The organism is Limnohabitans sp. TEGF004 (assembly GCF_027924965.1).
Classification (GTDB): Bacteria; Pseudomonadota; Gammaproteobacteria; order Burkholderiales; family Burkholderiaceae_C; genus Limnohabitans.
The window spans coordinates 818,356-839,161 of record NZ_AP027056.1 but is presented as its reverse complement, the minus strand read 5'-3'; the positions used below and the strand labels follow the sequence as shown (position 1 = coordinate 839,161).

At 54.1% G+C, this 20,806-nt stretch carries 19 protein-coding genes and 2 tRNA genes; 9 read left to right on the top strand and 12 right to left on the bottom strand.

Annotated elements, in window-relative coordinates; genetic code table 11:
* Nucleotides 1-3: 3 nt before the first annotated feature.
* Genes LINBF2_RS04230 through hutG form a run of 8 tightly spaced genes read left to right on the top strand, consistent with a single transcriptional unit; the run spans nt 4 to nt 8,231 of the window.
* Nucleotides 4-864: a branched-chain amino acid ABC transporter permease gene (locus LINBF2_RS04230; RefSeq protein ID WP_236657887.1), complete on the top strand. Its 861-nt coding sequence runs from the start codon at nt 4-6 to the stop codon at nt 862-864.
* The gene (locus LINBF2_RS04225; protein WP_281890668.1) at nt 861-1,679 is read left to right on the top strand and encodes an ATP-binding cassette domain-containing protein; all 819 of its coding nucleotides are present in this window, start codon (nt 861-863) and stop codon (nt 1,677-1,679) included. Before LINBF2_RS04230 ends, LINBF2_RS04225 begins: the two co-directional genes overlap by 4 nt.
* Nucleotides 1,672-2,376, top strand: a complete 705-nt coding sequence (locus LINBF2_RS04220; protein WP_281890666.1) for an ABC transporter ATP-binding protein — start codon at nt 1,672-1,674, stop codon at nt 2,374-2,376. The genes LINBF2_RS04225 and LINBF2_RS04220 overlap by 8 nt, the downstream gene beginning before the upstream one ends.
* A 32-nt stretch (nt 2,377-2,408) precedes the next feature.
* Nucleotides 2,409-4,106: a urocanate hydratase gene (gene hutU, locus LINBF2_RS04215; protein ID WP_104799259.1), complete on the top strand. Its 1,698-nt coding sequence runs from the start codon at nt 2,409-2,411 to the stop codon at nt 4,104-4,106.
* Nucleotides 4,107-4,157: 51 nt separating this feature from the next.
* A complete protein-coding gene (locus tag LINBF2_RS04210; protein ID WP_104799258.1) occupies nt 4,158-4,745 on the top strand; it encodes a HutD family protein in 588 nt (195 codons plus the stop codon).
* Nucleotides 4,742-6,016, top strand: a complete 1,275-nt coding sequence (gene hutI, locus LINBF2_RS04205; protein WP_104799257.1) for an imidazolonepropionase — start codon at nt 4,742-4,744, stop codon at nt 6,014-6,016. The genes LINBF2_RS04210 and hutI overlap by 4 nt, the downstream gene beginning before the upstream one ends.
* Entirely contained in the window at nt 6,013-7,407 is a 1,395-nt protein-coding gene (locus LINBF2_RS04200) for a formimidoylglutamate deiminase (protein ID WP_281890662.1), read from the top strand. Before hutI ends, LINBF2_RS04200 begins: the two co-directional genes overlap by 4 nt.
* Nucleotides 7,404-8,231 (top strand): N-formylglutamate deformylase, encoded by an 828-nt coding sequence (gene hutG / locus LINBF2_RS04195; RefSeq protein ID WP_104799255.1) that lies wholly within the window; start codon nt 7,404-7,406, stop codon nt 8,229-8,231. The genes LINBF2_RS04200 and hutG overlap by 4 nt, the downstream gene beginning before the upstream one ends.
* A 529-nt stretch (nt 8,232-8,760) precedes the next feature.
* Here the strand turns inward: hutG and LINBF2_RS04190 are convergent.
* The 8 genes from LINBF2_RS04190 to dnaE all read right to left on the bottom strand — a co-directional run bounded on the left by LINBF2_RS04190 (nt 8,761) and on the right by dnaE (nt 17,410).
* A tRNA-His gene (locus tag LINBF2_RS04190) sits at nt 8,761-8,836 on the bottom strand.
* Between the two features lie 13 nt (nt 8,837-8,849).
* Nucleotides 8,850-10,745 carry a SurA N-terminal domain-containing protein gene (locus LINBF2_RS04185; protein ID WP_281890660.1) on the bottom strand — a complete coding sequence of 632 codons (1,896 nt, stop codon included), beginning with the start codon at nt 10,743-10,745 and terminating at the stop codon, nt 8,850-8,852.
* Nucleotides 10,746-10,815: 70 nt separating this feature from the next.
* Nucleotides 10,816-10,891: transfer RNA gene (locus LINBF2_RS04180), tRNA-Val, on the bottom strand.
* Between the two features lie 15 nt (nt 10,892-10,906).
* Entirely contained in the window at nt 10,907-11,179 is a 273-nt protein-coding gene (locus LINBF2_RS04175) for an HU family DNA-binding protein (RefSeq protein ID WP_104799252.1), read from the bottom strand.
* A gap of 177 nt (nt 11,180-11,356) precedes the next feature.
* Nucleotides 11,357-12,442, bottom strand: coding sequence for a tartrate dehydrogenase (locus LINBF2_RS04170; RefSeq protein ID WP_281890658.1), 1,086 nt, complete (start codon nt 12,440-12,442; stop codon nt 11,357-11,359).
* Between the two features lie 38 nt (nt 12,443-12,480).
* Nucleotides 12,481-13,368: a DMT family transporter gene (locus LINBF2_RS04165; protein WP_104799250.1), complete on the bottom strand. Its 888-nt coding sequence runs from the start codon at nt 13,366-13,368 to the stop codon at nt 12,481-12,483.
* Nucleotides 13,368-13,931 carry a CDP-diacylglycerol--glycerol-3-phosphate 3-phosphatidyltransferase gene (gene pgsA, locus LINBF2_RS04160; RefSeq protein WP_281890656.1) on the bottom strand — a complete coding sequence of 188 codons (564 nt, stop codon included), beginning with the start codon at nt 13,929-13,931 and terminating at the stop codon, nt 13,368-13,370. The genes LINBF2_RS04165 and pgsA overlap by 1 nt, the downstream gene beginning before the upstream one ends.
* 8 nt (nt 13,932-13,939) lie before the next feature.
* Entirely contained in the window at nt 13,940-17,410 is a 3,471-nt protein-coding gene (gene dnaE / locus LINBF2_RS04155) for a DNA polymerase III subunit alpha (RefSeq protein WP_281890654.1), read from the bottom strand.
* Nucleotides 17,411-17,451: 41 nt separating this feature from the next.
* Between dnaE and LINBF2_RS04150 the strand changes: the two genes are divergently transcribed.
* A complete protein-coding gene (locus LINBF2_RS04150; RefSeq protein ID WP_281890652.1) occupies nt 17,452-18,243 on the top strand; it encodes a sulfurtransferase in 792 nt (263 codons plus the stop codon).
* Here the strand turns inward: LINBF2_RS04150 and LINBF2_RS04145 are convergent.
* The 4 genes from LINBF2_RS04145 to LINBF2_RS04130 form a co-directional block, all read right to left on the bottom strand.
* Nucleotides 18,209-18,907: a DUF599 domain-containing protein gene (locus LINBF2_RS04145; protein WP_104799246.1), complete on the bottom strand. Its 699-nt coding sequence runs from the start codon at nt 18,905-18,907 to the stop codon at nt 18,209-18,211. The genes LINBF2_RS04150 and LINBF2_RS04145 overlap by 35 nt on opposite strands.
* A 92-nt stretch (nt 18,908-18,999) precedes the next feature.
* Nucleotides 19,000-19,533 (bottom strand): flavodoxin family protein, encoded by a 534-nt coding sequence (locus LINBF2_RS04140; RefSeq protein ID WP_281890650.1) that lies wholly within the window; start codon nt 19,531-19,533, stop codon nt 19,000-19,002.
* A 48-nt stretch (nt 19,534-19,581) separates the two neighbouring features.
* Complete coding sequence (locus LINBF2_RS04135; protein WP_104799244.1) at nt 19,582-19,983, bottom strand: DoxX family protein; 402 nt, start codon at nt 19,981-19,983, stop codon at nt 19,582-19,584.
* 32 nt (nt 19,984-20,015) lie between these two features.
* The gene (locus LINBF2_RS04130) at nt 20,016-20,711 is read right to left on the bottom strand and encodes a pirin family protein (protein WP_281890648.1); all 696 of its coding nucleotides are present in this window, start codon (nt 20,709-20,711) and stop codon (nt 20,016-20,018) included.
* Nucleotides 20,712-20,806: the final 95 nt, after the last annotated feature.

Genomic DNA, 20,806 nt, shown 5'->3' with positions numbered 1-20,806 from the left:
ATCATGAATTACGAAATTTCATTGCTAACTACCATGGCAATTGCCGTGATGTTTGCGCTCTCTCTCAATTTGATCACTGGCTTTTGCGGCCAGATCAGCTTAGGGCATGCCACCTTTCAAGGCATTGGAGCCTATACAGCTGCGATGTTAGGTAAAGCAGGTTTACCGTTTCTCGCAACCATTCCCGTTGCAATGGTCCTCGCCGGCCTGTTAGGTGTGATTGTCGGATTGGCTTCACTACGAGTGCGAGCAGACTTCCTGGCAATCACCACCATGGGCGTAGGTTTCCTCTTTGTCGGCATCGTTCGTCAACAAGAGTTTCTAGGTGGTGAGCTGGGGATATCTTCAATTCCAGACCATGGATTAGGCCGCGTGGGCTTCATGGCCCTTGCGCTGTTGATGTGCATCGGCGTTGCCGCTTTGAGCATTTACATCAAGCGCAGCTGGATGGGTCGTGTGTTTAACGGTATCGCTGAAGACGAAGACACCATGAGGGTTCTGGGTATCGATGTGCCACGCTACAAATTAGCAGCCTTCGCCATGGGTACCGCACTGGCGGGTATGTCGGGTGCTTTCTACACCTATCACCTGAACTTCATCGGTGCGGAGAGTTTTGGTTTTGTAGAGTCCATCACAGTTTTGTCAATGGTTGTGTTTGGTGGCATTGGCTCCGTACCTGGAGTGATCATCGCTGCCGCCCTACTCTCTGTGCTGCCCGCTTGGTTCCAGGTCATCGGCGACTACAAATTATTGGTCTATGGGGGCTTGCTGTTCTTGATGATGCGTTTTTCGCCAGATGGCATGGCTGGATTATCTAAGCGCTTCACTCATATGAAGCTGTTCACGACAGGAGGCAAATCATGAATAAACAGTCATCCGATGAGCCGCTGTTGAAAGTAGATCATGTGACTGTACGTTTTGGCGGATTAACTGCTGTGGACGATGTGACCTTTGAAGTCCACGAAGGCGATCTGCTCGGCCTAATTGGCCCCAATGGTGCAGGTAAAACGACCCTGATGCGCTCCATCATCGGAGTAGTCCAACCCACAGAGGGAAGCGTCTCACTAGGAGGCGAATCGCTCAACGGACTTCCCATACACAAACGCATCCAACGTGGCATGTCTTTGTCTCAGCAGTTAGTCAAACCGTTACACGACATAAGCATGGGCGATAACGTCGCTCTGGCTGCGGCCAGTGCAAAGACTGTCAGCCCGTTACGTGCTTTGCTTAACGTATCTAACGAGCAAGAACTGGCTGTGGCTCAGCATGAATTGCAGCGAGTAGGCATTGCGAGCATGGCATCGCAAAGTCCAAGCATCCAGCCGCTTGGTGTGCTCAAACGTTTGGAACTGGCGCGAGCTCTAGCACTCAAGCCACGCTTGCTGCTGCTCGACGAGCCTTTGGCGGGTTTGAATTCTCAAGAAGCCCACGCCTTGGCAGCAACGATCGCCGAGATCAATCAACAAGGCCTAACCATTGTGCTGATCGAACACAACTTAGGTGAGGTCATGCGCATATGCCGACGCTTAGTCGTGCTGGACAACGGGAAAAAAATTGGCGATGGCGACCCGCGCACAGTCATGGCAGACCCCGTCGTGCGGGCTGCTTACCTAGGCGGAGATGCATTGGGTGCAGCTGCCGCAGAAGGACAACCCAAATTGGAGACGCAACATGCTTGAGCTCACATCCGTTTCCTGCGGCTACGGCGCTTTTCAGGCAGTTCACAACCTATCGCTTTCACTACGACCAGGCACTATCACTGGACTATTGGGGGCAAACGGCGCAGGGAAGTCTTCGACCCTGATGTGCATTGCAGGTCACGTACAGCAACAAGGTGGTGCCATTCAATTAGACGGGGTCGACATCTCTAACCTTGACCCGACCGAACGCGTGCGTAAGGGCATTGCCATTTCACCAGAGGGTCGCCGCCTGTTTAAAGATTTGACTGTGCAAGACAACCTACGTGTAGGAGGCATGGTGCAATCAGCACAAGTTTTCACTCACGACCGTGACCGAGTGCTAGCTTTGTTTCCTCGCTTAGGCGAGCGCCTGAACTCACTGGCCGGCAATCTTTCTGGTGGCGAGCAGCAGATGTTGGCTATTGGTCGAGCCTTAATGACGCGACCACGTCTCATCATGATTGATGAGTTATCACTCGGACTCATGCCGAAGGTGATCGACTTGTGCTACCAAGCCCTCATCCAATTGCGCCGCGAAGGCATGACCGTTTTACTTGTTGAACAAAACACCGAACGTGTGCTGAAGATTGCAGACGATATCTGCGTCTTGGAATCTGGAAGCACTGTCTGGCTAGGTAGTGCAGAAGCTGCACGCCACGATCCACATCTCACCGAGGCCTACCTCGGTATTCACTGACCCAATCTTTTTCAATTTTTAAGGCAAACAACATGACTACTTACGCTGATCACCGTTTGGACTCCAGCCGCGTCATTCGCGCACCGAGGGGTAACACTCTGAGTTGTAAAAACTGGATCACTGAAGCTGCTTACCGAATGATCCAAAACAACCTCGACCCTGAGGTTGCTGAGAACCCCCAAAGCCTCGTGGTGTACGGCGGCATTGGCCGCGCTGCTCGAGACTGGGATTGCTATGACCAAATTCTGGCTTCGCTTAAAGACCTGAACGAAGATGAAACTTTGCTGGTTCAATCAGGCAAACCAGTGGGTGTATTTAAAACGCATGCCAACGCTCCGCGCGTTCTGATCGCCAATTCGAATCTTGTTCCGAAGTGGGCGAATTGGGAACACTTCAATGAACTCGATCGCAAAGGCCTGTTTATGTATGGCCAGATGACGGCGGGCTCGTGGATTTACATTGGTAGCCAAGGCATTGTGCAAGGAACCTTTGAGACCTTCGTTGAAGCCGGACGTCAGCATTACAACAACGACTGGACAGGTCGGTGGATTTTGACTGCGGGCCTTGGTGGCATGGGTGGAGCGCAGCCATTGGCAGCCACATTAGCTGGAGCTTGCTCACTCAATATCGAATGCCAACAAAGCAGCATCGACTTTCGTTTGCGCACCCGATACGTGGACAAGCAGGCCAAAGATATCGACGAGGCTTTTGCGATGATCGCGCACCACACGGCAGCTAAAGAAGCCGTTTCAATCGCTCTTTTAGGTAACGCTGCTGAGGTGTTGCCGGAGCTGGTTCGTCGAGCCCAAACTGGTGGTTTACGGCCCGATTTGGTAACCGATCAAACTTCAGCACACGATCTAATCAACGGCTATTTGCCCCCAGGTTGGTCAGTAGAACAATGGAAAGCGGCCCAGCACGATCCCTCGCAGCACGCTCGCTTGACGGCTGACGCAGCCCAAGGCTGTGCAACTCAGGTGCAGGCGATGCTGGACTTCCAAGCGATGGGCATTCCAACAGTGGATTACGGCAACAACATCCGTCAGGTCGCTTTGGACCATGGCGTGAAAAACGCCTTTGACTTCCCTGGCTTTGTGCCGGCCTATATTCGTCCCATGTTCTGCGAAGGTAAAGGCCCATTCCGCTGGGTGGCCCTCTCGGGAGACCCTGAAGACATTTACAAAACCGATGCCAAGATCAAGGAACTGTTTCCGAACAACAAGCACACGCACCGCTGGCTTGACATGGCGCGTGAACGAATCAGCTTCCAAGGCTTGCCTGCACGCATTTGCTGGTTAGGACTAGGTGAGCGTCACATCGCCGGTCTGGCTTTCAATGAGATGGTCCGTAATGGTGAGCTGAAAGCTCCTATCGTTATTGGACGCGACCACCTGGATACAGGCTCGGTGGCAAGCCCCAACCGCGAGACAGAAGCTATGAAAGACGGCACAGACGCCGTGAGCGACTGGCCGCTGCTCAATGCCTTGCTCAATACGGCAGGCGGTGCCAGCTGGGTCAGCCTGCACCACGGTGGTGGCGTGGGCATGGGATATTCACAACATTCAGGCATGGTCATCGTGGCAGATGGCAGCGATGCAGCAGCTGAACGATTGGCTCGTGTTCTAGTCAACGACTGTGGCTCTGGCGTGATGCGTCACGCCGACGCCGGTTACGAACTAGCGATCGCCACAGCCAAAAAGCAAGGTCTGAATCTCCCTATGGTCAAGTAATGTCATAGAAATTTAATCAAAGAAAATAGACGCGCTGATTCTTTTAAATCTATGACACTGCATCGATTTCATGTAGATGATTTACAAGCCACGCCCTGGAAAAATGGCGGTGGTGTGACACGTGAAATCGTCTGTCAACCCATAGGATCTGGCATTGGTGATTTTGACTGGCGAGTCAGCATCGCGCACATTGCCAGCGACGGACCATTCTCAGCATTTCCAGGGGTGGACAGAATCATCACTTTGATCAGCGGAGGCGGTGTGCATTTGAAAAGCAGCGATGGTGATGTAGATCACTTACTGAATGTGCCCTTGTTACCGTTTGCATTTAAGGGTGAGACCGACATCAATGCCAGCTTGTTAGATGATGACTGCCACGATTTCAACGTCATGACACGCCGATCAACTTGCAGCAATGTTTCTTTACAGATCATTCGCCATGGCTGCGATTGGCCTACTGCATCGCATGGTTTGGTTTTGGCAGTGCATGGTTATTGGCAGCTTAATGGTAATCATGAGGAGCACCTTGCACCGCAGGAAGGCTTTTGGTGGAGCGATTCGTCTTTGGCTTGGCAGCTACTTCCTAAAAGTCCAGATGCAGCGCTAATTGCTCTCAACCTTCACGTACAAAAGCTATGAGTATTGCGCCTCCTACACCTGCCTTGCCAAGCGCCGATGGTGTGTGGCATCACCTGCACTTCGCACCAGAGGCACTGGGAGCTGGTGCAGCCGCCTTGAGTGATGCGGCCATAGTGGTCGAACAAGGATCAATTGTTTGGGCTGGTTCTTATAGTGCACTACCCGGCAGCTATAGCTCTTGGTCCAAGCACGATGGACTGGGTGCAATGGTCACACCGGGGCTCATCGATTGCCACACGCATCTGGTGTACGGTGGTCAACGCTCGAATGAGTTTGCGATGCGCCTTGCTGGTGCCAGCTACGAAGAAGTTGCACGCGCTGGAGGCGGAATAGTCTCCAGTGTTAAAGCCACGCGTGAATGCAGTGAAGACGACTTGTTTGAGGCGGCTGTGCCTCGTCTGAAAGCTTTACTCAGTGAAGGTGTTTGTGCAATCGAGATCAAATCAGGTTACGGCTTGAGCTTGGAACATGAGCGAAAACAACTGAGAGTTGCGCGGCGTTTAGGTGAGTCGTTTCATGTCACAGTTCGAACTACGTTTTTGGGAGCGCATGCACTCCCGCCTGAATACACAGGACGCACCGACGATTACATACAACTGGTCTGCCAAGAGATGATGCCTTCTCTAGCGGCAGAGGGGTTGGTCGATGCTGTGGATGTGTTTTGCGAAACCATTGGTTTCTCGCTCGCTCAGACCGAGCGCGTATTCCAGACAGCGCAAAAATTAGGTCTGCCAGTCAAACTGCATGCAGAGCAACTGACTGATATGGGCGGTTCGGCGCTAGCGGCGCGCTATGGGGCGCTGTCGTGTGACCATATCGAACACCTGAGTGCCGAAGGTATTGCCGCAATGAGGGAGGCAGGAACCGTGGCGGTGTTGTTGCCCGGTGCTTATTACACCCTTCGCGATACCCACTTACCACCGATTGATGCACTGAGGTCGGCTGGCGTTTCCATGGCTGTGTCGACCGACCACAATCCTGGAACATCACCATCCCTGAGTTTGCTATTGATGATCAATATGGCTTGCACACTCTTCCGATTGACCGTGCCTGAAGCCCTAGCGGGCGTGACCCGTCATGCGGCGAAGGCCTTGAGACTGGAGGCCACACATGGGCAAATCGCTCTCGGCTCTCCCGCTAATTTTGTACTTTGGCCTTTTAGCGATGTCTCTGAGCTAGCCTATTGGTTGGGTCAACGCCCTGCGTGCAGCGTAGTGCGCCAAGGCTATTTAGCTGTTGATGGCATGAGCTTGCGTCGGAACACCACATGAAACACCTTAGCCTCTTTGCAGAACACGCCTTGTTGCCCACGGGCTGGGCGCGTGATGTTCTGTTGTCATGGAACGATCATGGTCTGCTCACAGATGTCAGTGTCCAGACAAGTTGTCCCACAGGTACCCCTCGCACCGCGGGTCCCTTGTTGCCAGGCATGCCTAATTTGCACTCGCACGCTTTTCAGCGAGCGTTTGGAGGACTGACCGAATACCGGAGCGCCACACAAGACAGCTTTTGGAGTTGGCGTAGCTTGATGTACCGATTTGCGGCGGCCATCACACCAGAGCAACTTGAAGCCATTGCGACAGGCCTATATGTCGAGATGCTAGAGGCCGGTTACACCAGCGTATGTGAATTTCATTACGTACATCATGATCGAGATGGTCGCCCCTATGCAGATGACGCCGTTCTTTCGATGTGTCTATTACGTGCTGCAGCTCGTGCAGGTATCGGGATGACTTTGCTGCCAGTGCTCTACCAAACCAGTGGCTTTGGAGCAACTCCGCCAAATGAGGGTCAGCGGCGCTTTATCCGATCTACCGACAACATGTTGGACTTACTGCAAAGGCTAAAGCCACTGTGCGAAGCACAAGGCGCCCGCCTTGGACTTGCACCGCATTCCTTGCGCGCCGTGCCGCCCGACAGTTTGCGCGAAGCTCTAATGGGTTTGCATTCAATAGACGCTGATGCTCCCGTTCATATTCATATTGCAGAGCAAACAGGTGAGGTCGACGCTTGCATTGCCTGGAGCGGACAGCGACCTGTGGAGTGGTTACTCAACCACACGCACGTTGATGCACGTTGGTGCCTAGTTCACGCTACTCACATGAGTGCTGCGGAAAGCGCCCGCGCTGCTCAGACTGGTGCTGTTGCAGGTCTATGCCCTAGCACCGAAGCTAATTTGGGTGACGGAATTTTCGATGCACACACTTGGTTGGAATCCGGTGGGCATTGGGGGTTAGGTTCAGACAGTCACGCCAGCGTCAATGCAGCTGAAGAAATGATGCTGCTGGAATACAGCCAACGTCTAGCCACGCGCCAACGCAATGTTCTGGTAACGGAAGAACAGACCTCAGTTGCTACAGCCATGACACTTGCTGCGGTTAACGGTGGCGCACAAGCATGTGGCCGCAAGGTCGCAGGTCTAGTAGTAGGCCAACAAGCAGATGCGATCGTGCTCGATGCCCAACACCCACTGCTGCGGAATCTACCCTCACCCGAAGCCATGCTATCAACCCATGTGTTTGCTAGCCACCGCCAATCAGCGCTATCTCAGGTATGGGTAGCTGGCCAATTGCAGGTCGAATCGGGTCGTCATGTTTTACATGACAACGCTTCGAACGGCCTGATAGCTGCACGTCAACAATTACTAGAGAACACACAATGACTTTTGAAACTACTGAACCTCCTTTTCGCTTTCGTAAGGGAACACGCCCACTACTGATCTCCATGCCGCATGTGGGTACCTACGTGCCGCCTGCCTTGGCCGCTCGTCTAACCGACGAAGCACAACGCGTACCGGATACAGACTGGCATCTCGAGCGTTTTTACGACTTTGCAGATGAGCTTGGAGCCTCTGTTCTTGTGGCTACACATTCACGCTTTGCGATTGATCTGAACCGTCCACCTGACGGGGCGAGTCTGTACCCTGGACAAAGCGTTACTGGACTGTGTCCTGTTGATTTGTTCGATGATCAGTCTCTTTATCGCGACCCAGCCGAAGAACCGGATGAAGCAGAGATTGCTGCACGCCGTGAAGCCATCTGGAAGCCTTATCACGCGCAATTAGCAAATGAATTAGCAAGCATGAAAGCCGAGCATGGCGTTGCTGCCTTGTGGGATGCTCATTCCATACGCTCTGTACTGCCGCGATTTTTTGAAGGTCGCTTGCCCGATCTGAATCTAGGTACTGCTGAAGGAGCCAGCTGTAGTCCTGTGTTAGCAGAACAACTTCTGGCAATTGGTCAAAAAGCATCAGGCTATAGCGCTGTGCTCAATGGTCGATTTAAGGGTGGGCACATCACACGCCAACACGGAAATCCAACTCAAGGTGTTCATGCTGTGCAGCTAGAAATGACGCAATGCAGTTACATGCAGGAAACCTGGCCTTTTGAATATTTGCCAGATGTCGCTGCGGGCATACAGCCGCATGTGCGAAGCATGCTAGAGGCAGTATTAGCATTTGTCGAAGGTTCGAAAAACGAGAATTGATGCCCTTCCCTACTTAGGTTAAATCCGTCTTACATGGCTCGGATAATAAAAACGCCCTAGAAACAAAAAAGGTTGCTAGGGCATATAAATACTGGACTGGCTGATGGAAACGACTGTGAATCTACACTTTCCACGTCTTCAACAATTCATTCACGTGTGCATGCGGCAATATGTGCCCTACACCCTGAACCAAGTGAACTTTGATCCAAACCATCTCGCCAAAGACTTTGGAATTTGCGCAACTCTGCCAATCCTCAGACCCAACGTGAATCTCGCAATTAACTGGAACTGGGAATTGTCCAGTGCTTGCTAGCTCAAGGAGCTTTGGCATTCCCCCATATCTGTAGACACCTATTCCAACTTTAAAAAAGCAAGTAAGTCGGAAAAACTTCAGTACAGCCCCTCTGTTCCTGTTGTCTATCTAGGCAAATAGCGGGTTGCGAGCAACACATTCCAAAAAAACCTACTTTTTGGAATTCATATTCCCAAAAAAAATGCGAGCTCCCTAACTGGGAACCCGCATAAATACTGGGGTGGCTGATGGGGCTCGAACCCACGACAACAGGAATCACAATCCTGGACTCTACCAACTGAGCTACAGCCACCGTAGAGGCAAAATTATAACCTAGCTATTTTGATTTCTGCCTTGAATTTTTCTTTTAATAGCTTGTAGTAAGCCAAGCCTTCGGCCGAGGCCCACCACTGGGCGTATTGCTCGCGCTCACGAGCCAGACCTGAAACATTGGCGGCATCGCGTGGCAGCACTTTTTCAACCTTCACCACGGCGTAGCCACTGGTACCCAAATCCACGCCCACCCATGCAGGCAAGGTTTGTGTGCTGGCTCGCAGCGCCGCTTCAACCAACGCAGAAGGCTGAGCTTGTTTTGATTCACGTGACACCACAATGGCGGCAGGTAGTTTGGCAGCATCAGGGCTGGCCTTCCACTCGGCCAATTTCGCAGCACCTTCCGCACGTGCACGCTCAGTGGCCAGTTGTGCCACCACTTGCTCGCGCACACGCGTTTTGACCTCATCCAAAGGCAAGGTGCGCGCAGGGCTGTAGCTGGTGATGCGGGCGGCAGCCAACACATTGGTAGCCAACTCTACCGCTTCGGTGTTGCGCTTTTTCTCAATCGAATCTTGTGAGAACACGGCAGCCAACAGCTTGGGATTATTGGCAGCGGTGTTGCCCGCCACAGGCTCACGGCCCAAGTTGCTGGCTTGTTGCACGTCAAGCTTCAAGCGCTCAGCTGCTGGCTTCAAGCTGTCCGATTGCTCGTACACGATGTTGGTGAATTGCTCAGCCGCTTCGGCAAATTTGCGTTGCGCCAATTGAGAGCGCACTTCTTGCTCGAGCTTCGCGCGTTGCGATTCAAAGCTTTTTTGCTCAGGCTGTTTGATGTCGGTCACGCGAATGATGTGAAAACCAAACTCTGTTTCCACGACACCGCTGGTCTCGCCTTTTTTCAGCGCAAATGCGGCCTCTTCAAACGGCTTGACCATGGCACCACGACCAAAGAAATCGAGGTCACCGCCTTTGGCAGCGGAGCCTGTGTCTTGCGAGTTTTTGCGAGCCAACTCAGCAAATTGGTTGGGCGACTTTTGCACCTCAGCCAACAAAGCCTGTGCTTTGGCACGGGCTGCATCACGCTCGGCAGCAGACGCGCCTTTGTCAGCATTGATCAAGATGTGGCTGGCACGACGCTCTTCGAGGCCAGCCAAACGGGCTGTATTTTGTTCGTAGTACGTTTTCAGCTCTGCCTCGGGAACCGCAATGTCTTTTTGCACAGCAGCTAAGTTCAGCACAACGTATTCAATGTCGGCACGCTCAGCAGACTGAAACTTGTCGGCATTGGCCTTGTAATAAGTTTCTAAATCAGCCTCTGTCGGATTGATGTGCGCCACATAGTCAGACTGCGCAAAACGCGCGACTTGCACTTGGCGTTGCTCATAAAAAGCATTCAAGGTCACATCCGCCAAAGCCGCAGAACTAAAGCTGGTCACACCCACACCGGACATGACTTGACGCGACGCCAAATCACCGCGCACTTGGGCTTCAAACGATTCGGGCGACATACCTTGCGTGGCCAACAATTGGCGATAACGCTCGATGTCCAAAGTGCCATCGGCGCGGCGCAAGGCTGCAATGGTGGGGTTTTGCTGCAACTCAGCGGCCAAACGGGCATCGCTGGCACCCAAACGCAATTGGCTGGCTGCCACTTGCAACAAGCGGTCACGCACCAGGCGCTCTAAGGTGCTGTATTTAGCTTCAGGTGTGTCAAACAGCTTCACATCCACATTGGGCATGCTGCTGCGCATACGTTCGACCTGGCTTCGGTGTGCCGCATCCCACTCGGCTTGCGTGATGTCGTGACCGTCCACCGTGGCCACCGTAGAGCCACCTTCTTTGAAACGGTTGTAGCCCTCAAGGCCAAACAAAACGAAAGATGGGAAGATCAACAGGAACAGCAAAAATTGCATGACCCGTGTGTGCTTGCGAACAAAATCAAACATGGAGTGGACTCATCGTGATGTGTGAGAAGCCAAGAAAAAAGGCGAACCGTGTGTTCGCCTTTTTAATGGGTGGTGGGTGCTGACGGGGTCGAACCGCCGACCTACTGCGTGTAAGGCAGCCGCTCTGCCAACTGAGCTAAGCACCCATCCTTAACCGTTCATTAGTTCAAGGCGTCTTTCAGACCTTTGCCTGGACGGAACTTAGGCACCTTAGCGGCCTTGATCTTGATCGCTTCACCAGTGCGTGGGTTACGACCTGTACGAGCGGCGCGCTTGCCCACTGCGAAAGTACCGAAACCAACCAAAGAAACAGTACCGCCCTTTTTCAGGGTGGTTTTCACGGCGCCGATGGTGGACTCGAGTGCGCGAGTCGCTGCAGCTTTAGAAATGTCTGCGTGCTTGGCAATGTGCTCAATCAGTTCTGTCTTATTCACAAAAATCCCCTCTCAATGAGATGTGATGTTGATCAATGGGTATGACTAATTTACAAGCCATACAAGTTATAAGCTGCTATGGGTGTTGGCCCTCTTGTTGCAACAAGCGTCACATCGAAAGTGGCTATGTACAGCACAGCATGGGAGCGAATTCTAGTCGTTTTTTGAAACTAAAAATTACAAGGCTTCAGCAATCGCACGACCGACATCTGAAGTATTAGCATTACCACCAATGTCAGGCGTTTTGGGCGCGCCACTCTTGGGATCCAGCACCTTTTCAATCGCAGCCATCACTGCATCGTGTGCGTCCTTGTGACCCAAAAATTCCAGCATCATCGCGCCGCACCAAATCTGACCAATCGGGTTAGCAATGCCTTTACCCGCAATGTCTGGCGCCGAGCCATGCACCGGTTCAAACAAAGAAGGGAACTTGCGATCGGGGTTCAAGTTGGCGCTGGGCGCAATACCGATCGTGCCGGTGCATGCGGGGCCTAAGTCACTCAAGATGTCGCCAAACAAATTGCTGGCCACCACCACATCAAAGAAATCGGGGCGCTGCACAAAGTGAGCGGTCAAGATGTCGATGTGGAACTTGTCCACATTGATGCCAGGATAGTTCTTGGCCATCTCAACCACGCGCTCATCCCAATAAGGCATGGTGATGGCAATGCCGTTGGATTTGGTGGCGCTGGTCAAATGCTTTTTAGGACGGGTCTGCGCCAACTCAAAGGCAAACTTCAACACACGGTCCACGCCAATGCGTGACATCACGGTTTCTTGCATCACGATTTCGCGCTCGGTACCGGGGTACATGCGGCCACCAATGCTGGAGTATTCGCCTTCGGTGTTTTCACGCACGATGTACATGTCAATCTCGCCAGGCTGGCGTGGTGTGCCGTCACGGCGCACCACGGGCGCAATGATGCCGGGCATCAAACGCGCGGGGCGCAAGTTGATGTACTGGTCAAACTCACGGCGGAACATCAACAGCGAGCCCCACAGCGACACGTGGTCTGCAATTTTGTCAGGCCAACCCACGGCGCCAAAGTAAATGGCATCGTGGCCGCCGATTTGGTCTTTCCAATCGTCGGGCAGCATCTTGCCGTGCTTCTCGTAATAGTCCCAGCTGGAAAAGTCGAAGTGGTCAAACTTCAAATCGATGCCAAATTTACGGGCGGCTGCGTCCATGACGCGGATGCCTTCAGGCATGACTTCTTTGCCAATGCCGTCACCGGCGATCACTGCAATGCGTTTTTGACTCATCTTCAACCCTTAGCAAAAATTCACAAACATTCAAAAAATTAAGCGGCGATTTTAGGAGGCCGCACCACCAAGCTCACCCCTGCAGCAGTCACCACAATGCCTGCCAGTGTCACCAAGGTGATGGGCTCATTAAACAAAATCCAAGCCATCACAGCGGTGGTGGGTGGCACTAAGTACAACAAACTGGTCACCGACGCCGCTGCGCCACGTTGGATGAGGATGTAGAACAACGAGCTGCCGCCCAAGGTCAACACCAGCACCGCCCACACCATGGCCCAAGTCATCTCGGCATTCCACAAAGCAGGCTCGGTTTCCATTAAGGCCAATGGCAAGGTCACCAAATAAGCGGCCATGAGCTGTACGGCATTGGCACTGCGCACATCGCAGGGCTGGACAAATCGTTTTTGATACAGCGTACCCGTGGTGATGGACACCAATGCCATGGTGATCATGGTCAGGCTCCAAGGTGTGACTTCAATGCCGCCTTCAAGCTTGCGTGACACCACCATGGCCAAACCCACAAAGCCGAGGGCCAAACCTTGCCATTGACGGCGCGACACATGGCCACCACGCGCCGACAGCCAAATGGCGGTGATGACCGGTTGCAAACCCACAATCAAAGCGGTCAGGCCCGCGCCCATGCCCACCTTCACGGCGGCCCATACGCCACCCAAATAGCCGGCATGCATCAACACGCCCGTGACGGCCAAATGCCACCACTGCGCCCTGCCCTGCGGCCAAGGCACACGCGCCCATTTGACCCACAGTACAAAACACAGAATGGAAAAAACGTAGCGCCACAACAAGAAGGTGAAGGGTGGCGAGTTGGGCATGCCGTAGCGCGCCACGATGAAGCCGGTGCTCCAAATCAACACAAACAACCAAGGCATGGCGTTGAGCCATGCAAGCCTGCGTTGCTCAGGCATTACTTGGCGTGGTCCACGATATCGGGCCAAGCCTTTTGCAGGTAGTACACCATCGACCAAACGGTCAACACGCCTGCAATCCAAATCAACACCTTGCCCCACAAGGCCGTGTCAATCACGCCCATGATTTGGCCGTCGTACAGCAAGAAAGGAATAGCCACCATTTGCACCATGGTCTTCAACTTGCCAAGCACATGCACAGCCACACTGCGAGAAGCGCCGATTTGAGCCATCCACTCACGCAAAGCAGAAATGGCAATTTCGCGGCCAATGATGATCAACGCCACCAACACATCAGCGCGCCCGAGGTGTACCAAGATGAGCAATGAAGCACACACCAAAAACTTGTCGGCCACTGGGTCAAGGAACGCACCAAAGGCAGAAGACTGATTGAGTTTGCGAGCCAAGTAGCCATCTAGCCAATCGGTCAACGCAAACACCACAAACATCACGGTGGCCCACAGATTGCGCTCCGCCGTTTCGATCGGTAAATAAAACAACCCCACGATGAGCGGTATGGCCGCGATGCGCGCCAGAGTCATGAGCGTAGGAATGGTCCACATAGATGTGTTTACTCGTAAATGATGTGTGATTGCCCGTCGTGGGCCTGTGCCATCCAACTGGCCAAGGCCGCATCACTGGGGAAAAACTTGGCGTTATCGCCCAACTGTACGTCAGCCGTGGCCCCGTCGCGCAGCAGCTTCAATCGTACGCCCATGCCGCGCACCAACTCACCCTGCTCGGATTGCTCCACTTTTGCGGGATGGTCGCGCAACATGCGGGCAATGTCGGGCGAAGTGCCGTTGACCGTCACGCTCAGGTACTTGCCAAAGCGACAGCGGGCTTGCTCAAGGCTCCACACCTGCTGGATAGACAAACGCAAGCCACCCGAAAAACGGTCAGGCTGCGCCTTGCCCATGATGATGACCAGCTCGTCATCCTTCAAGGTGTTGCGATAGGTGTTGATGGTGGCCTCGTCTGCCGTGGCTTCGATGACCGCCGATTTGTCGTCCAGCTTGAAGATGGCCAGCTTGCCGCGCTGACCGTTGATCACACGCATGTCGCTCACGATGCCCGACAACAACTGCGGCTCGCGTGAGTCCATCAGGTCTTCAATGCGGGTGCGGGCAAAGCGGCGCACCTCGCGCTCGACTTCGTCGAACAAATGACCGGATAAGTAAAAGCCCAGTGCCACCTTCTCGTGCGTGAGGCGCTCTTTCACGCCCCATGGCAACATTTCCACGTATTCGGGCTCTTGCGTGCTGGAGCCGTGGGCGTCTTCGCCCATCATGTCAAACAGGCCGCCTTGGTTGGCGTTGGCTTCGCTGGCTGAGGCAAAGTCAAACGCACGTTCTACGCTGGCCAACAGCTCGGCACGGTTGAGGTGCAAGTTGTCAAACGCACCGGCTTTGATGAGGGCTTCGACCGTGCGTTTGTTCAAACGGCTGCGGTCCACGCGGCGGCAGAAATCAAACAAGCTGGTGAATGGCCCGTCTTCACGCGCGGCCACGATGGCTTCGATGGCTTGTTGACCTGAGCCTTTGATGGCACCTAGTCCGTAGCGAATGACTTTGTCTGAAATAGGTTCAAAGCGATAGAAGCCACGATTCACATCAGGCGCTTCAAACGTGAGGCCCATCTTGTGCGCGTCTTCAAACAACACCTTGAGCTTGTCGGTGTTGTCCATCTCCACCGTCATATTGGCGCAGAAGAACTCGGCCGTGTAATGCACCTTCAACCAACCGGTGTGATACGCCAACAACGAGTAAGCAGCCGCGTGCGACTTGTTAAAGCCGTAGCCTGCGAACTTCTCCATCAAGTCAAAGATCTCGTCCGCTTTGTCTTGGTCGATGTTGTTCTTGGCGGCGCCCTCGCGGAAGATGGTGCGGTGTTCGGCCATCTCTTCGGCCTTCTTCTTACCCATCGCACGGCGCAACATGTCAGCGCCGCCCAGCGAGTAGCCGCCCAAAATCTGCGCGGTCTGCATCACCTGCTCTTGGTACACCATGATGCCGTAGGTCTCGGACAACATCTCTGCCACCATGGGGTGAGGGTACTCAATGGTTTCGCGGCCATGCTTACGTGCCACGAAGCTGGGAATCAAGTCCATCGGGCCTGGACGGTACAACGCGTTCAGCGCAATCAAGTCTTCCAAGCGCGTGGGACGCGCATCGCGCAACATGCCTTGCATGCCGCGACTTTCAAACTGGAACACGGCTTCGGTCTTGCCGTCTTGGAATAGTTCGTAGGTGCGCTTGTCGTCGAGCGGGATGTTCTCGAATGCAAAGTTCTCTTGGCCTTTGTGGCGCGCCATGATGAACTCGCGCGCAATCTCCAAAATGGTCAGCGTGGCCAAGCCCAAAAAGTCGAACTTCACCAAGCCAGCGGCTTCCACGTCGTCTTTGTCAAACTGGCTCACCGCCGATTCGCTGCCGGGCTGTTGGTACAGCGGGCAGAAGTCGGTCAACTTACCTGGGGCAATCAACACACCACCGGCGTGCATGCCCACGTTACGCGTCATGCCTTCAAGCTTTTGCGCCAACTCCAACAAGGTTTTGACTTCATCTTCTTTGGCCAAGCGCTCGGCCAAGATGGGCTCCACCTCAATCGCACCGGCGATGGTGATGTGCTGACCGGGCTTGTTGGGAATCAAGCCACTGATGCCTTTGCAGAAGGTGTAGCTCATGTCGAGCACACGGCCCACGTCACCAATCGCGGCACGCGCGGCCATGGTGCCGAAGGTGGCAATTTGCGACACAGCTTCGCGGCCGTATTTGTCTTTCACGTAGTCAATCACGCGATCGCGGTTGGTTTGGCAAAAGTCAATGTCAAAGTCGGGCATGGATACCCGCTCTGGGTTCAAGAAACGCTCGAACAGCAAGTTGTATTGCAGCGGGTCAAGGTCAGTAATCTTCAGCGCATATGCCACCAGCGAGCCCGCACCCGAACCACGGCCGGGACCCACAGGGCAACCATTGGCTTTGGCCCACTGAATGAAGTCACCCACGATCAAGAAGTAGCCGGGAAAGCCCATGTTCAAAATCGTGTTCAGCTCAAACTCAAGGCGCTCCACATAACGTGGACGCTCTTCGTCGCGTTTGGCTTGCACCGGGTACAGATGAGCCAAGCGGGCTTCTAAGCCCTCGTGCGACACGTGACGGAAGTAATCTTCCACCGACATCACCACACCGTTCACAGGCGGGATGGGGAAGTTGGGCAGCTGCGGCTTGCCGAGCACCAAGGTCAGGTTGCAACGCTTGGCAATTTCTGCGGTGTTGGCAATGGCGCTAGGCACATCAGCAAACAGCTCGCACATTTGGGAGGACGATTTGAAATACTGCTCGCGCGTGAACTTACGTACACGGCGTTGGTTACCCAAAATTTCGCCTTCGGCAATACACACACGCGCTTCATGCGCTTCGTAATCGTCGGGCTCGGTGAACTGCACAGGGTGTGTGGCCACCACGGGCAGGCTCAAACGAGCGGCCAGTTGCACGGCGGCAGACACATGGGTGTCGTCATCCGCACGGCCAGCGCGTTGCAGCTCAATGTAAAAGCGATGCGGGAAGATGCCAGCCAACTGCAAGGCCACTTCGCCAGCACGCGTGGTGTCGCCCTGCACCAAGGCTTGGCCCACCGCACCGGCTTGCGCACCTGACAAAGCAATCAGGCCTTGCGACAACTCTTGCAGCCATTCCAGCTTGATGACGGCCACAGCCCTGTGCACGTTTTGCGTCCAGCCACGGCTGATGAGTTCGCACAGGTTCAAGTAACCCTGATGGTTTTGCACCAACAACACCATGCGCGAAGTCTGCGCGGCGTCTTGGGTCAGGCTTTCTAGGTAAATCTCTGCGCCGATGACGGGCTTGACGCCCTTGCCACGCGTTTCTTTGTAAAACTTGATGGCACCGTACAGGTTGTTGATGTCGGTGATGGCCAGCGCGGGCTGCTGGTCAGCTGCGGCTGCTTTCACCACCTCGTCGATGCGGTTGGTCCCGTCAACGACAGAAAATTCAGAGTGAAGGCGCAGGTGAACAAACATGCGCCAGATTGTAGGGACACGCCGTTACATAGAATGGCTGGGTGAACCAAATCCTCAATATTTCTTGCTACAAATTCGTCGCCCTGCCCGACGCCCAAGACCTGCGCCAACCTTGCTTGGACAACGCTTTGGCGAGCCAGCTCAAAGGCACCATCCTGATAGCAGAAGAAGGCATTAATTTCTTCTTAGCCGGTAGCGCCGAAGATGTGCGCAGCTTTGTCGACTGGCTTCGTACCGATGCACGCTTGGCCGACCTGGCACCCAAAGAAAGCTGGTCTGAAACGCAGCCGTTTCGAAAGATGCTGGTGAAGGTGAAGCACGAAATCATCCGCATGAACCACCCCAGCATTCGCCCTGCCGAGGGGCGCGCACCGGCGGTAACGCCCGAAACCGCGAAACGCTGGTTGGACCAAGGCCATGACGACGAAGGCCGCCCAGTGGTCACGCTGGACACACGCAATCAGTTTGAGGTGGATGCTGGCACGTTCAAGAACACCATCAACTGGGGCATCACCAAGTTCACCGAATTTCCTGATGCGGTGCAAGCGCACTTAGACGAGTTGCAAGACAAAACTGTCATCAGCTTTTGCACGGGCGGCATTCGCTGCGAGAAAGCAGCCATTTACATGCGCAATGCGGGCCTGCCCCATGTGTACCAGCTTGAAGGCGGCATCCTCAAATACTTTGAAGAAGTGGGCAGCGACCACTACGACGGCGGCTGCTTTGTGTTTGATGAGCGCCGGGCCGTGGGCGCTGACCTCAATGCCACGGGCTTGGCGCCCGATGGCACATTCCCCGTTACTCTTCCAACAGCGTCAGCACCTCAGACTTGAATTCACGGGTGTACAACACGCCGGCCACCAACAACGTGGTCAACACAAACATGGCGGGTGAAAAAAACCAGCCCAGTGCGGCAAAAGAAAAATAGTAGGCACGCAAGCCGCCGTTGAAGGTCTCAGCCGCCAAGCCAGTCATGGCAGCCGCACGATCGGCATAGCGCTGACGGTCTGTCACCTCACCGCTTGCAAAGCTTTCAGCGGGGGGCATGGCGCCAATGAGCAGCGCCACAAAGGTGTACTGACGCATCGACCATGAGAAGCGAAAAAATGAGTACACAAAAATCACCACCAACACCAAGATCTTGAACTCAAACACAAGAATAGGTGTTTGCACAGCAAACGGAATTTCGCGCACCAGTTCGGCCGCTTTGTCGGTGGTGCCCAGCAAGGCAAACAAGCCACCCAAAATCAAAATGGTGGTGGAGCAAAAAAATGCGGGCGTGGCCGACAAGGTCTGCGTGATGATGCCATCCAACATGCGGGGATCGCGTCCTGTGGTTTGCAACATCCACAAGTGGCGATAGCGGTTGGTCATGGCCAAGATGGAGTGATGGTGCTCGCTGCTGTACTTCGCAAACGCCGCGTAGCCCATCCACACCAAGACAAAAAATCCGAGTGCAAACCAATCGGCCCAGGGCAACAGTTGAATGATCTTCATGGTTTGAATACTAACCAAAGAAAAAAGGCAGCCCCGAGGAACTGCCCTTTTATTTCACCCGCCGCTCATGACGGAGGTTAGTGAACCGCGAATTAGCCGCGCAATTTGGCAGCCACTGCCGCCACGCGCTCGCCATAGGCTTTGGCCGTGTCCAAGTCGCCTTGAGGAATGTCAGCGGCTGGGCTGGTCGGGCCCACTTGCGCCATCACGCCAGAGTTAGAACCAATGCGGTTGATGTTGCCGTCGTTCATGGCAGGTTGGCCCACCCACACCATGCCTTGTTGCATGGCCAAAGTGATGAAGTACTGAACAGTCGACAGCTTGTCACCGCTGGGGCTGGCAGAGATGGTGAAACCACCGGCCACTTTGTCTTTCCAAGCGCTGCTGAACCAACGCTTGGACGTCGCGTCTGCAAACTTCTTGAACTGCCATGAGGCCATGCCCATGTAGGTGGGTGAACCGAAGATGATGGCATCAGCCGCATCCAAAGTTTCCCAATCGGCATCAGTGATGTTGCCGTCTGCATCGATGGCAATGACAGTGGCTTTCGCGCCTTCGGCCACGAACTGGGCCACGCGTTGTGTGTGGCCGTAGCCTGAGTGATAAACGACGACGGTTTTGGTCATGTTGAATTCCTAGTGAGGTTGAAGAAACGTAAACGGAAAGTGTGTGAATTATTGAGCTTGTTTTTTAGCGTCTAGGCTCCAAGCGCCAGCGCCTGAAGACACCAAAACCAACAAGCCGCCCACCACGCCGATGTTCTTAAAGAACAAGAGCTGCTGGACAAATGCTTGCTCAGGCGCCGCAGCCCAGAAAGCATGGAAGAAGACAGAAGCCACCAGAGTGAAGACCGCCAGCACTGCCGCCACGATGCGGGTTTGGAAACCCACGATCAACGCGACAGAGCCCAAGATCTCCACAGCCAGCGCTGCAGCAGCGCCCACAGCGGGCAAAGGCAAACCAACGGAAGCGATGTAGCCCACGGTGCCTTCAAAGCCCGAGAGCTTTGACAAACCTGCAGGCAAGAACAGTGCGGCCAACAAAATGCGGCCAATGAGGCTCAGTGCGTTGTTCATGAGCGTTTCCTTTGAAGATATGAAATAAAAAATCAAGGGGCCAAATCAAACACCAGCACCTCGGCATCTTGGCCGTGTGTCAGGTGAATGCTCGGTTCGTTGTCTAGCAATGCTGCGTCACCGGTGGCCAGTACCACGCCATTGACTTGCAAACTGCCGCGAATCAAGTGCACATAGGCTTTGCGACCCGGTGCAATGTCCAATGTCGCAGCTTCGTCGCCATCAAACAAACCCGCGTACAACGCGGCGTCTGCATGAATTTTCACCACCGCATCCTCAGGCGCCGCAATGCGGCTCAGCGCACCGCGCTTAGAAACGGGGGGCACTTGCCTTTGCTCGTAGCTGGCGGGAATGCCGCGCACATTAGGCTCAATCCAAATTTGAAAGAAGTGCGTGGTCTCGTCTGGCGCGTGGTTGAACTCGCTGTGCTGCACACCGCTGCCCGCGCTCATGCGCTGCACATCGCCGGGCGGAATGCCTTTGATGTTGCCCATGCTGTCTTTGTGAGCCAAGTTGCCGCTGAGCACATAGCTGATGATTTCCATGTCACGGTGGCCGTGTGTGCCAAAGCCTGTGCCCGGTGCAATGCGGTCTTCGTTGATGACGCGCAAATTTCCCCAGCCCATGAACTCGGGGTTGTAGTAATTGGCGAACGAAAAGCTGTGAAATGACTTGAGCCAGCCATGGTCGGCGTAGCCTCGGTCTTGTGATTTGCGAATGGTCAACATGGCTTGGTCTCCTGTTTTGTCTTGACCTGAACTTTAGGCCTTCGCCCCACTTTTGCCATGCATGGCATTTGATGGCATCATTCAAATTATTTGAA